Source organism: Rhodococcus sp. P3_B8 (genome assembly GCF_056402775.1).
In genome coordinates this window covers 1-12418 of record NZ_JBFUGT010000189.1, presented here as the reverse complement: position 1 = coordinate 12418, position 12418 = coordinate 1, and the positions used below count along the sequence as shown (strand labels likewise).

Sequence of the window (12418 nt, the reverse complement as noted above, 5' to 3'; positions counted from 1 at the left end):
GCCGACGACGGTCCCGCCGATCAGCAGCGCGCCCGGGGCGACACCCGCCCCCGGGTGGACGAGCGACTCGCCCCGCGGTCCGTCGAGCGCAGGCGACGGTGCGATGCCGCGCACCAGGTCCGCGGAACCGCGCACGAAGTCCTCGGGGGTGCCCATGTCGCGCCAGTACGAGGAGTCGACGTGACCGTAGATGCGGGCGTCCTCGGCCAGCAGGGACGGGAACACCTCGCGTTCCACCGACACCGGACGACCCTCGGGGATCCGTTCGATGATCTCGCGCTTGAAGACGTAACAGCCGGCGTTGATCTGGTCGGTCGGCGGGTCCTGCGTCTTCTCGAGAAACGCGGTGACCCGGCCGTCGGCGTCGGTGGGCACGCAGCCGAACGCCCGCGGATCCCCCACCCGCACGAGGTGCAGGGTGACGTCGGCGTCCCGGTTCCGGTGGGTGTCGAGGATCGCGCCCAGGTCGGTGCCGCCGAGAACGTCGCCGTTGAAGACCATGGCGTGGTCACCGCGCAGCTTCGGCAGAACGTTGCGGATGCCGCCACCGGTGCCGAGTGGTTCGGTCTCGGTGACGTAGTCGATCTCGAGACCGAGCTTGGAACCGTCGCCGAAGTACTCTTCGAAGACCTCCGCCTTGAAAGACGTCCCGAGGACCACGTGCGTGATCCCGGCCGCCCCGATCCGCGCGAGGAGATGCTGGAGGAACGGCAGACCCGCCGTCGGCAGCATGGGTTTGGGCGCCGACAACGTCAGCGGGCGGAGCCTCGTTCCCTGACCGCCGACCAGCACCACTGCGTCGGTCGTCTTCTCAATTGCCATGAGTCGTTCCCCCCTCGTTCTGGTTCGTGCGTCGTTCCCGGACTGCGGCAGCCACGGCGATCTTCGACCGCACTGCCAATCCTCCCCGAAGTGCCCACCGAAGCGGCGCCTGCCACCAGTGGGGATGACGATCGGCCTGGAACCGGTACGCGCTCTGATGGTGAGCGGGCAGCATCAGTTCCGGATGCTTGCCCGCGGCGTGCCCCTTCGCGTGGGTGACCTCGGCGGAAGGCACGTACACGTTCAGCCATCCGGCCTTGCCCAGGCGGTCGCCGAGGTCGACGTCCTCCATGTACATGAAGTAGCGGGAATCGAAGCCGTTGATCGAGTCGAAGGCCGCGCGCCGCATGAGCAGGCACGAACCGGACAACCAGCCGACCGACCGCTCGCTGACCGTCTCGTTTTCCTGGCGGTAGCCGGCAGTCCACGGGTTGGACGGCCACACCGTGCCCAGAATCGCGTGCCCGGCACCCGACACGAGGTCGGGCACCTGGCGTGCCGACGGGTAGATGCTCCCGTCGGGTTCCAGGACGAGAGGTCCGAGCGCCCCGGCACGCGGCCAGCGCTCGGCGGCCGCGAGAAGTACGTCGATCGATCCGGGCGCCCAGCGAACATCCGGATTGGCGATGACGACGAACTCGATCTCGTCGTCGATCTCCGCCACAGCCCTGTTGATGGCACCGCCGTAGCCGATGTTCCCGCCGGTGCGCAGCAGGCGCACGTGCTCGTGCGCCGCGTCCGCGGCCTCGGGGGCGCCGTCCGTCGATCCGTTGTCGGCCATCACGACCTGCGGATCTTCTTTCGTCGCCTCGGCGAGAGTGCCCAGGAATTGCTCCAGATGCTCACCTGGCGAAAAGGTCACCGTCACCACGGCCAGCTTCGAACTCACGCGGGCAAGCGTAGCCGCTGGGAGAGGGTCCGCCTCACACCGCTGCACGCACAGCCGCATGCAGCGCGTCCCGCCACGGCCGCAACGGGGTCAGCCCGGCGGCGGCCCACGCACTTCCGGACAGCACCGAGAACGCCGGTCGCGGGGCGGGCCGCACGAACTGGGCACTCGTGCACGGCCGGACTCGATCCGGGTCCGCGCCTGCTTCCTCGAACACTGCGCGCGCGAGGTCGAACCAACTCGCCCGGCCCGAATTGGTGGCGTGCAGGACCGGCGCGTCGACGTCGCTGCGCCCCGCGAGTTCGAGCAGCGCATCGGCCAGGTCGCCGGCGAATGTGGGCGAGCCCACCTGATCGTCCACGACGTCGACCGTGTCACGTTCGCGCTCGAGCCGGAGCATGGTGGAGACGAAGTCGGAGCCGACCCCCGTGTAGACCCATGCGGTGCGCACGACGTGGGCGGACGGAAGCGCTGCGTGGACGGCGCGTTCGCCGGCGAGTTTGGTGCGTCCGTAGGCGGTTGCCGGACCCGTCGGGGCGTCCACCTCGTACGGCGTGTCGCCCTGCCCGGCAAAGACGTAGTCGGTGGAGACGTGGATCAGCCGGGCACCCACCCGGGCGCACGCCGCCGCCAGGTTCCCAGGCCCGGTCTCGTTCACCGCCCGGGCGGTGTCCTCGTCCGATTCCGCAGCGTCGACCGCCGTGTACGCCGCGCAGTTGATCACCACCGATTCGCCTTCGACCTGCTCGTTCACCGCGCCGGGGTCGGTGATGTCGAGTTCGTCGGACCCCACCCCCCGGGCCGGAATACCGGTCGCCGCGGCTCGTCGGAGGAGGTGTCCACCCAGCTGTCCCCGGGCGCCGGTCACAAGGATCTTCGTCACGGGGGTCAGTCTGGCACGCCGATCGACGCCTCCCTGCTCCCGGCGCGGCGACCAGTAGCCTGGTTTCCGTGTCACACGAGCAACCCGCACCAGACGCACCCCCGAGCACGGCTCGGCGGCCGATTCACATCGCTGTGGCGGTGCTGTCGGTGCTCGCCCTCGTCGTGACGGGATTCGCCTGGCGGAGTATCGACTCGCTGCGCAACAATCTGGCAACCGCGGGCGGTCTGGGACTCGGCGGAAGCGCCGACGGCGCCGTCGACATCCTCATGGTCGGCACCGACAGCCGCACCGACGCCCACGGCAACCCGCTGTCCCAGGAGGAACTCGACTCACTTCGGGCCGGCGAGGAAGTGGCGTCCAACACCGACACCATCGTCCTCATCCGCGTTCCCAACGACGGGAGTTCCGCCACCGCCATCTCGATCCCCCGCGATTCCTACGTCGACGTGCCGGGCATCGGCATGTCGAAGATCAACGCCGCGTATGGCGCCACCAAGGAGACCGAGCGGCTCAAACTCGTCGAGGACGGCGCCACCGACAAGGAAGCCGAGGAGGAGTCGACGAAGGCCGGCCGCGAGGCGCTCATCCAATCGGTGGCCGATCTCACCGGGATCACCGTCGACCACTACGCCGAGGTCGGGCTGCTCGGGTTCGTCCTCCTCACCAACGCTGTCGGCGGCGTCGACGTCTGCCTCAACGAACCGGTGGACGAGGACATGTCCGGCGCGCACTTCCCCGCCGGTGAGCAGACGTTGAAGGGTGCGGACGCACTGAGCTTCGTCCGCCAGCGCCACGACCTGCCCCGCGGCGACCTCGACCGCATCGTTCGTCAGCAAGTGTTCATGGCATCGCTCGTCAGCAAGGTGTTGTCCGCGAAGACACTCAGCGATCCCGGCAAGCTGAACGAACTCAGCGGCGCCGTGCAACGCTCGGTGGTGCTCGACGAAGACTGGGACATCATCGAATTCGCCACCCAACTGCAGGACCTCGCCGGCGGCAAGGTGCAGTTCGAGACGATTCCGGTCGCGGATCTCAACGGCATGACCGACTACGGCGAGTCCATCGTCGAGGTCAAGCCGAAGGACGTGAAGAAGTACGTGGCCGGTCTCGTCGGCGAGGAACCCACCGACTCGGAAGACACCACCACGTCCGAGACGCCCAAGATCGACGCCTCGACCGTCACCGTCGACGTGGCAAATGCAAGCGACGTCGGGGGCMTCGCGAACGGCGTCGCCGACGCTCTCACGTCGCTCGGCTACGGCCAGGGCGAGGTCGGCAACTACACAGGTCAGTCGGTGAGCGAGACCACCGTCTACGCGCACTCCGCGGACGACGACAGCGCCAAGGCGGTCGCCGCAGCACTCGGCGGACTCCCCACCGACACCGACGCAACACTGCCCGAAGGCTCGGTGCGGGTRGTGCTGTCGAGTGACTACCAGGGCCCGACGTCCGCCGAGACCACCGGCACCACCACGTCGTCCGAGTCCTCGGAGACAGGCCTCGAGCCCGCGACCACAGCAGGAACGACCCCCACCCCGGCACCGCCCGGCCCACCCATCGATGCCGGCTCGTCGGGCCCGCGTTGCGTGAACTAGAAAACGAGAGACGGATCGTGTCCATGAACCATGCGTCCCGCACGCTGACCGACGCCCTGCTCGACCCCATCCTGAAGAACGACCCGGCCGGCCCGCGCGTCACGTTCTACGACGATGCGACCGGCGAACGGGTCGAACTCTCGGCCCTCACCCTCGCCAACTGGGCGGCCAAGACCGCAAACCTGCTGCGTGACGAATTCGGCGTCGAGCCCGGCGCCCGCGTCGCGGTGCTCCTTCCCGCGCACTGGCAGACCGCCGCGGTTCTGCTCGGTGCATGGTGGGCCGGCGCCGAAGTCGTCCTCGAAGCCGACGCGGACGCCGAGATCGCACTCGTCTCGGCCCAGCACCTGGGCGACGTCGAGGACGTACCCGAGGTCGCGGCGCTGTCGCTGGACGCGTTCGGCAGGCCCGTCCCCGACCTCCCCGTCGGCATTACCGACTACGCCACCTCCGTGCGCGTCCACGGCGACCAGTTCCGGCCGACGGTCGCCGGACCCGCACTGGCCGGCAAGAGCGTCGACGACGTCCTCGCCGCAGCGCTCGCCTCCGCCGAATCCCAGGGAATCACCGGTACCGACCGGGTGCTGTCCGAAGAGGCGTGGGACTCCCCCGACGCCCTGATCGACGGTTTGGTGGCCGTCTTCGCAGCCGGAGCGTCACTCGTGCAGGTCACCAACGCCGACGACGCAGCCCGGTCGAGGCGCGTCGACACCGAGAAGATCACCCGTCAGCTCTCCCGGTAGCCGCCGTCCGCGAGGCCCGCGGCGATCTCGAACCTGTTCCGGGAACCGCGGTGCCGCAACTCCTCGAACAGATACCGCAGCGCGAAGGTCCACCCGTACGTAGCCCATTGATCGGCGTGGACCGCTTCGTGTCGCATCAGCGATCTCGCCGGTTCCGGGCCGGTGAGGAATGCGCCGCCGATCGTCGTCCCGCCGCGCGCGTACCCACCCCGCATCCGGCTGCACACGAAGATGCCGAACTCGGCGTCGAACGCGATGCGGGCGCCCCACAGCCGGGCATACACCAACGCCAGCCGTGTGATCGCCGCGGACTGCGAGCTCCCCCGCGACGCTCGGATCATCGGCACACCGCGGCTGCGTTTCACAGGCGCAGGATACTCAGCCCAGCAGCTTGTCGCGGAGTGCCTTGTCCTTGTCCAGGACCATCTTCTCGAGCCCGTCCTGGAACGCGACCATCCGCTGTTGCAGGGCGGGGTCGGAGGCGCCGAGGATGCGGRCGGCGAGCAGGCCCGCGTTGCGGGCGCCGCCGATGGACACGGTCGCGACGGGGACGCCTGCGGGCATCTGCACGATCGAGAGCAGCGAGTCCATGCCGTCGAGGTATTTCAGCGGGACGGGCACACCGATGACGGGCAGTGGGGTGGCCGACGCGACCATGCCCGGCAGGTGGGCGGCACCCCCGGCGCCGGCGATGATCACCTGGATGCCACGGCCGGCCGCGTCCTTCGCGTAGTCGAGCATGCGCTGCGGTGTGCGGTGCGCGGAGACGACACCGACCTCGAAGCGCACCCCGAACTCGGCGAGCGCCTCGGCGGCGGCCTCCATGGTGGGCCAGTCGGAGTCGCTGCCCATGATGAGCCCGACCTGTGCGCCCTGCCGTGCTGCCGTGTCACTCACCGTGTACATCCCATCCGTCGGTCCATTCAGCGTGCGAGAGCCAGTGCGCGGCGCGCTCGGCGCGCTCGCGCACCCGCGCCACGTATTCGGGGTCGTCGATCGAGCCGGGTCCGCCGACGATGTTCACGTGGCCGATCTTCCGGTCCTCACGTTCGCCCTTGCCGTACAGGTGGATCTTCGCGTCGGGCATCCGGGCGAAGAGGTGGTGGACGCGTTCGTCCATGCTCATCTCGGGGGCCGTCGGTGCACCGAGCACGTTCGCCATCACAGTGATCGGCGCGAGCGGTGCGGTGTCGCCGAGCGGGTAGTCGAGGACGGCGCGCAGATGCTGCTCGAACTGTGAGGTGCGGGCACCGTCCATGGTCCAGTGGCCGGAGTTGTGCGGGCGCATCGCGAGTTCGTTGACGACGAGCGCGCCGTCGGTCGTCTCGAACAGTTCGACGGCCATCGCGCCGACCACACCGAGTTCGGACGCGATGCGGAGCGCCAGTTCCTCGGCGGCCTCGGCGACCGAGTCGGGCAGAGCTGGGGCGGGGGCGAGGACCACGGCGCACTGTCCGTGGCGTTGCACCGTCTCCACGACGGGCCACGTGGCGCCCTGGCCGAACGGTGACCGCGCCACCATCGCGGACAGCTCACGCCGCATCTCGACCTTCTCCTCGACGATGAGGGAGACACCCTTGTCGAGTTGCCGGGTGACGATGCGCTCGGCCTCGTCGGAATCGTCGGTGATCCACACGCCGCGACCGTCGTATCCGCCTCGGACGGCCTTGATCACGACAGGCCACCCGTGTTCGGCGCCGAATTTGACGACGTCCTCGGCCCAGGTCACCTCGGCGTAAGCCGGGACCGGTGCGCCGAGTTCGGCGAGCTTGCGGCGCATCGCCAGCTTGTCCTGCGCGTAGATGAGCGCCGTCGGCGGCGGCTGCACGTTGACGCCCTCGGCGACCAGGACGTCGAGGTGCTCGGTGGGCACGTGCTCGTGGTCGAAGGTCAGCGCGTGCGACCCGACCGCGGCCCTGCGGAGCGCGTCGAGGTCGGTGTGGCTGCCGAGGACGACGTCGGGGCTCACCTGGGCTGCGGGTTCGTCGGCGGTGCCGGAGAGCACCCGCAGGGTCTGGCCGAGCGCAATCGCGGCCTGGTGGGTCATCCGCGCGAGTTGGCCGCCACCGATCATCGTCACGACGGGTTGCCCGGCGGTCAGATCGCGGGGTGTCGTGGGACGCGGTGTGGAGTCAGAGTTGCCGGTCACGGGTCACTAGTTTGTCATGTCCGGCGCGGGGTTCCGCCGCCGAGGTGCCGGTGGGCAGTTTCTGTGATTCTCCTGATGATCTCGCCGTCAATTGGTGGTATCCGGTCCGACTTTCGTAAACTCATCCGTTGTGTCATTTGTCGACGGCGTCCTAGCACGCGTTCCCCAGCCTTTTCGGGCTCTCGCGTTGCGGCATCACGAACTGATCAAGTTCGCGATTGTGGGCGGCACCACCATGATCTTCGACCTCGCGATCTTCTATTCGCTGAGCCTGACGATCCTCGAAGAGAAGCCCGTTGTCGCAAAAATTCTGTCCGGAATTCTCGCGACGGTCCTGAGTTACATTCTCAACCGCGAATGGTCGTTCAAGAACCGTGGCGGGCGTGAACGTCACCACGAGGCCCTGCTGTTCTTCACGATCAGCGGGATCGGCGTCCTCCTCGCCGCGGCGCCCCTGTGGATCGCCAACAACGTGTTCGACATCCGCGCCGACCAGGAGAACCTGACCACGCTGGTGGTCGTCGACTTCGTGCTCAACTACATCATCGGAAACCTGCTGCAGATGGTGTTCCGCTTCTGGGCACTCCGCCGGTTCGCCTTCCCCGACGAGAACGTGCACATCATCGATCCGGACCTCGTCGACGAGGCCGTCGAGGAAGAGTTCGGCCACTCCTGATCATCAGCGCGGTTCCCGGATCCCGGTGACCCGCGTCGGCACGTGCTCGCGCGCGAGGGGAACGAAGATCGCGAACAGCGCCGGACGGCGTCGCTGCAGTTCCAGCCGGCCGCCGTCCGCCTCGATGAGTGCACGGGCCAACGCCAGGCCCACACCGGTCGAACCGGCCCCCGAGAATCCGCGGTCGAAGATGTGTGGCGCGAGGTCGTTGCTGACCCCGACTCCCTCGTCCGACACCTCGACGCACACCATGGTCTCGCGGGGCGACGTCTCCTCGCCGGGCGTCCTGAGATTCTGCCCCTGGATCAGACGCACCGCGACGGTGCACGTTCCCGCCCCGTGCATGAGCGCGTTGTCGACGAGCACCGCGACGGCCTCGCGGAGCCGGGAACCGGTGGTCGACGCCATCACGTTCGTGTCCCCGCGCAGCAGCAACTCGCGGTCGACGTCTTCGAACGGCCGCTTCCAGTCCGCGATGACCACGCTGAGCTCCCGGATCACCGACACGTGGGTCTCGGTACCACTGCTACGTGACGAGCGGACCAGTTCGTCGATCGCAACGGTCAATCGGTCCACCTGCGCCATCGCCTCGTCGGCCTCGACCACGACCGCGGGGTCCGAGTGCACGGACAGCTCGTCGAGCCGGAGACGGACGGCCGTGAGTCGGCTGCGGAGCTGATGGGAGACGTCCGCGACGAGCGCGTGCTCGCGCTGCAGCCGTCCCGCGATCTCGACGGTCGCGGAGTCCAGGACGTCGGAGACACGGTCGAGTTCGGGGATGCCGTGACGCCGGGGGTCGGGCCGGAAATCGCCCTCCGCGAGCCGGGCCGCCCGGTTGGCGACATCCCGCAGTGGGTCGGCGAGCCGCTTCGCCGTGACGTAGGCGACCACGGTGCCCGCGGCGATGGACACGAGCACCAGCAGCGCGACGGCACCGACCGCCTGCCGTTGCTGGGTGCGCATCTCGTCGGACGGCACCTCGAGACGCAGCGAACCGGATGTGCCCATCGCGAGAGATTCCACGAGGGGCGACCGCACGGACGATTCGCCGATGTCCACTCGCGCTGCGCCGTCCTCGGTGGTCGGATAGACCACCACCAGGCGGCCCCCGGCGGGCGTCAGCAGACGCAGGGAGTTCGTGTCGAGATCACCCTCGACGACGCCGTTGACGCCCTCCTGGGTGATGATCTCCGTCGCCATCCGATCGAGCCGGACCTGGAGATCGCTCCGGTTGAAATCCTCGACCCACAACCACGCCGTGTAGATGAGCGGCACACCGAGCAGCAGTGCCGTCAGGATCACGACTGCGAGGATCGACTGGAGAATTCTGCGGCGCACTACCCCGCCTAGTCGGTGTTGATGCGGAAGCCGACGCCGCGGACCGTCGCGATGCGACGCTCGGCGGCGGGGCCCTCGTCACCGATCTTCCGGCGAAGCCACGACATGTGCATGTCGAGTGTCTTCGAGCCGCGCAGTTCCACGTCGCCCCAGACCTCCGCGAGGATGGTGTCGCGGGACACCACCTGCCCGGCGTGCTCGAGCAGCACCCGGAGAAGCTCGTACTCCTTGTTGGCGAGGGCGATCTCGGTGCCGTTCACGAGCACCCTCCGGGCCGCCGGTTCGAGCCGGATGCCGCCGACCTCGACGACGGAATCCTCGCCGCCACCGCGACGGCGCAGCAGGGCGCGCACCCGTGCCATCAATTCCGCCAACCGGAACGGCTTGCCCACGTAGTCGTCGGCGCCCGCGTCGAGTCCGACGACGAAGTCGACCTCGTCGGTGCGTGCGGTGAGCATGAGCACCGCCAGTTCCGAACTGTGGGCGCGTACCTGCCTGCACACCTCGAGTCCGTCCATCCCCGGGAGTCCGAGGTCCAGGATCAACAGGTCGTACGCTCCGTCGAGCGCCTGCTCCAGCGCTGCCGGGCCGGTCTGCTCGATGGTGACGTCGTATCCCTCCCGGCCCAGTGCCCGCGACAGCGGGGCGGCAATGGCTTCGTCATCTTCGGCAAGCAATACAGCAGTCACCTCCACAGCGTACGGACGTGCGCAGACGGCCGTGACCGGTTACCAGCCTTTGCCGGTGTCGGCGTCGCCGCGCGGGTCGTCACGCTCCCGTTCGCGGTGGAGATCCATCGCGTCGAACACCTGGTGATAGAGCAGCGAGTGGACGCGCTGCACGTCGGGGATGTCGTCGAATTCCAGTGGATCGTCCGAGGACGACACGATCACCAGCGTGCCGGTGCGGAGCATCCGGTCGAGGAGGCCGTGCCGGAACTGGACGTTGCTGATGCGCCCCATCGGAATGTCGATCCCGGTGTGGGTCATCACACCCTGGCGGATGAGAACACGCCGGTCGGTGACGATGAAGTGGGTGAACTTCCAACTGAGAAACGGCGCGACACAGCGCCATACGACGAGCCCCAGCCACACCACGAGGACGACGACGAGCACGACGTTCAGCGCGGAGCCGTCCAGCTTGTTCTCGGCGAATCCCGCCGCGAAACCTGCCACGGCCGTCGCCAGCAGAAACGTGACGGCGGGGAGCAGCAGCATCTTCCAGTGTGGATGACGGTGAAGCAGCAGTTCCTCGTCCTCGGCGAGGGCGTCCTCCGGATATCCCATGCGAAGAGTGTGCCTCTATCGCATGCGGCTGAGCACTATCGGGGTGATGACGATGATGATGCCGTACAGCACCATCCACACTCCGACCACGATCACGAACACCTCGAGCGACAGTTCGGGCTGCAGGAGGACGAAGCCCCCGGCGATGACGCTGATCACGCCGAGCACGATGGTCAGCCCGCGATCCGCGACCGAACCCGAGGCGCCTTCCACGATTTCGAGGACACCTCGGAACACCCACCACGCACCGACGACGAGCGCGATGATCACGACGGTCTGGAGGGGGCTCCTCAGCACGAGGAACGCCAGAAGTATTGCCAGGGCGCCGGATACGCCCACCAGGGTCCGTGCAGCTCCCCCGGCCTCGACGTCGGCGAACGCCCGGATGATCTGGACGATCCCGAAGCCGAAGAACTGGATGGCGATCAGGACGGCCAGCACCGTGAGCGTCACGTGCGGCCATACGAGCACCGCGATGCCGAGACCCAGGGTGAGCAGACCGAGCACCACCGTGAGACCGGTCAACGTGCGCCGGGCTGCGGTGACGGAGGACTCCGGAATTGAGGTACTCATGTACCACAGTGTGGCACTACTCGGTGCGCACCGGGCGTAAATGTGTGATGTCACCTGCGGCGACGGCGATCGTGCCGGGCTGGCCGTCGGGGGCGATCACGACCCGGCCCTCCGCGTCGACGTCCGTTGCGATGCCGATGAGTTCACGCCCGCCGGGCAGTTCGGCGCGCACTCGCTGGCCGAGCGTGCCGCAGCGGGCACGGTAGGCCTCGGCGAGTTCCGTGACGTCCCAGTTGGAGTCGTGCCATTGCTGCCAGCGATCGGCGATGGCGCGCAGCACCGCCCGCACGAGGGTGTCGCGGTCACTGACCTCGGCGCCCTCGAGGACGAGCGACGTCGCATGCTCGACGGGCAGTTCGTCTCTCGTGAGGCTCACGTTGAGACCGATCCCGACGACCACCGCCGGATCCGGTGCCGTGGCGGACACCTCGGCGAGGATGCCGGCGACCTTGCGGCCGTCGATGAGCACATCGTTGGGCCACTTGAGTTCCGCGGGAACCTTGGCGGCGGCGCGGAGCGCGTCGACGACGGCGACACCGGTCAGCAGGGGCAGCCACCCCATGTCCTGGACGCTCATCCCCGGCATCGTCAGCAACAGGGAGACCGCGATCTGCGCCTGCGGCGGACTCACCCAGGCGCGTGAGTGGCGGCCCCGGCCGCTGCCCTGGAATTCGGCGAGCAGCACGTGCCGGTCGCAGTTCGACGTCGCGGCCCGCGCGAGAAGATCGGCGTTGGTGGACCCGGTCTCCTGCACCACGTCGAGCCGCGCCCAGAACCTGCGGGTGTCGCTGTCGTCGTCACCGCGGACGAGCGCCGCGCGCAGATTGTCGGCGTTGAGAGGGGGTCGGTTCAGGTCGGTCCACATCACCACAGCCTAGGACGAGCTGGAAAAGGTACTGGTCAGTAGCCGGGTCCGGGCAACCCGCCGCCTGACCACCTCCCTTGGCAGAAGCTCGTCGGCTCTCGTTAAGCTGACCTGTCATGACCACTGTTCAGGAGCCGAGCGCGGCGGATTCGGCGAGTACGCCCGATATTCACACGACGGCGGGAAAGCTCGCCGACCTGCGTAATCGTCAGGCCGAGGCGCAGCACCCGAGCGGTGAAGCCGCGGTCGAAAAGGTCCACGCCAAGGGCAAGCTCACCGCCCGCGAACGCATCACCGCGTTATTGGACGACGGCAGCTTCGTCGAACTCGACGCCCTCGCCCGGCACCGCTCGGTGAACTTCGGCCTCGCCGACAACCGCCCCGTCGGCGACGGCGTCGTGACCTGCTACGGCACCGTCGACGGCCGCGACGTCTGCGAGTGCTCCCACGACGCCACCGTCTTCGGCGGCTCCCTCTGCGAAATATACGGCGAAAAAATTGTCACGGGCATGGACCTCGCCCTCAAGACCGGGCGCCCCCAGATCGGCATCAACGAAGGGGCCGGCGCCCGCCTCCAGGAAGTCGTCGTCTCCCTC

General features: G+C 68.3%; 15 protein-coding genes. 4 read left to right on the top strand and 11 right to left on the bottom strand.

Going from position 1 to position 12418, the window contains the following annotated elements; translation table 11 throughout:
- The 3 genes from manB to rfbD form a co-directional block, all read right to left on the bottom strand.
- Positions 1-822, bottom strand: an 822-nt coding sequence (gene manB, locus AC1D1G_RS32365; protein WP_477955270.1) for a mannose-1-phosphate guanylyltransferase, incomplete at its 3' end; no start/stop codon positions are given.
- Positions 812-1711 carry a glycosyltransferase family 2 protein gene (locus AC1D1G_RS32360; protein ID WP_005264672.1) on the bottom strand — a complete coding sequence of 300 codons (900 nt, stop codon included), beginning with the start codon at positions 1709-1711 and terminating at the stop codon, positions 812-814. The genes AC1D1G_RS32360 and manB, both read right to left, overlap by 11 nt.
- A gap of 34 nt (positions 1712-1745) precedes the next feature.
- Positions 1746-2594, bottom strand: a complete 849-nt coding sequence (gene rfbD / locus AC1D1G_RS32355) for a dTDP-4-dehydrorhamnose reductase (protein WP_477955268.1) — start codon at positions 2592-2594, stop codon at positions 1746-1748.
- A 68-nt stretch (positions 2595-2662) separates the two neighbouring features.
- Here rfbD and AC1D1G_RS32350 point away from each other — a divergent pair, with 68 nt between their 5' ends.
- Positions 2663-4192: an LCP family protein gene (locus AC1D1G_RS32350; protein ID WP_477955266.1), complete on the top strand. Its 1530-nt coding sequence runs from the start codon at positions 2663-2665 to the stop codon at positions 4190-4192.
- Positions 4193-4215: 23 nt separating this feature from the next.
- The gene (locus AC1D1G_RS32345) at positions 4216-4935 is read left to right on the top strand and encodes a TIGR03089 family protein (RefSeq protein WP_005563294.1); all 720 of its coding nucleotides are present in this window, start codon (positions 4216-4218) and stop codon (positions 4933-4935) included.
- Here the strand turns inward: AC1D1G_RS32345 and AC1D1G_RS32340 are convergent.
- From AC1D1G_RS32340 to AC1D1G_RS32330, 3 genes are read right to left on the bottom strand one after another with little or no spacing between them, the layout of a single operon-like run.
- Positions 4920-5276, bottom strand: coding sequence for a hypothetical protein (locus tag AC1D1G_RS32340; RefSeq protein ID WP_280785200.1), 357 nt, complete (start codon positions 5274-5276; stop codon positions 4920-4922). The two genes, AC1D1G_RS32345 and AC1D1G_RS32340, sit on opposite strands and share 16 nt — an antisense overlap.
- 37 nt (positions 5277-5313) lie before the next feature.
- On the bottom strand, positions 5314-5841 hold the full coding sequence (gene purE / locus AC1D1G_RS32335; protein WP_477955265.1) for a 5-(carboxyamino)imidazole ribonucleotide mutase: 528 nt from the start codon (positions 5839-5841) through the stop codon (positions 5314-5316).
- Entirely contained in the window at positions 5825-7084 is a 1260-nt protein-coding gene (locus tag AC1D1G_RS32330) for a 5-(carboxyamino)imidazole ribonucleotide synthase (RefSeq protein ID WP_317568981.1), read from the bottom strand. The genes purE and AC1D1G_RS32330 overlap by 17 nt, the downstream gene beginning before the upstream one ends.
- A 130-nt stretch (positions 7085-7214) precedes the next feature.
- On the opposite strand from AC1D1G_RS32330, the gene AC1D1G_RS32325 reads away from it, so the two are divergent.
- On the top strand, positions 7215-7760 hold the full coding sequence (locus tag AC1D1G_RS32325) for a GtrA family protein (RefSeq protein ID WP_164065884.1): 546 nt from the start codon (positions 7215-7217) through the stop codon (positions 7758-7760).
- 3 nt (positions 7761-7763) lie between these two features.
- Here the strand turns inward: AC1D1G_RS32325 and AC1D1G_RS32320 are convergent, their stop codons facing one another.
- Genes AC1D1G_RS32320 through AC1D1G_RS32300 form a run of 5 tightly spaced genes read right to left on the bottom strand, consistent with a single transcriptional unit; the run spans position 7764 to position 11822 of the window.
- Complete coding sequence (locus tag AC1D1G_RS32320) at positions 7764-9098, bottom strand: sensor histidine kinase (RefSeq protein ID WP_164065883.1); 1335 nt, start codon at positions 9096-9098, stop codon at positions 7764-7766.
- An 8-nt stretch (positions 9099-9106) separates the two neighbouring features.
- Positions 9107-9787: a response regulator transcription factor gene (locus tag AC1D1G_RS32315; protein WP_025432276.1), complete on the bottom strand. Its 681-nt coding sequence runs from the start codon at positions 9785-9787 to the stop codon at positions 9107-9109.
- A 39-nt stretch (positions 9788-9826) separates the two neighbouring features.
- Entirely contained in the window at positions 9827-10384 is a 558-nt protein-coding gene (locus AC1D1G_RS32310) for a PH domain-containing protein (RefSeq protein WP_105413190.1), read from the bottom strand.
- A 15-nt stretch (positions 10385-10399) separates the two neighbouring features.
- Positions 10400-10957, bottom strand: a complete 558-nt coding sequence (locus AC1D1G_RS32305) for an HdeD family acid-resistance protein (protein WP_280785193.1) — start codon at positions 10955-10957, stop codon at positions 10400-10402.
- Positions 10958-10973: 16 nt separating this feature from the next.
- Entirely contained in the window at positions 10974-11822 is an 849-nt protein-coding gene (locus tag AC1D1G_RS32300) for a biotin--[acetyl-CoA-carboxylase] ligase (protein WP_317568983.1), read from the bottom strand.
- Between the two features lie 116 nt (positions 11823-11938).
- On the opposite strand from AC1D1G_RS32300, the gene AC1D1G_RS32295 reads away from it, so the two are divergent.
- Positions 11939-12418, top strand: a 480-nt coding sequence (locus AC1D1G_RS32295; protein WP_477955263.1) for a carboxyl transferase domain-containing protein, incomplete at its 3' end; no start/stop codon positions are given.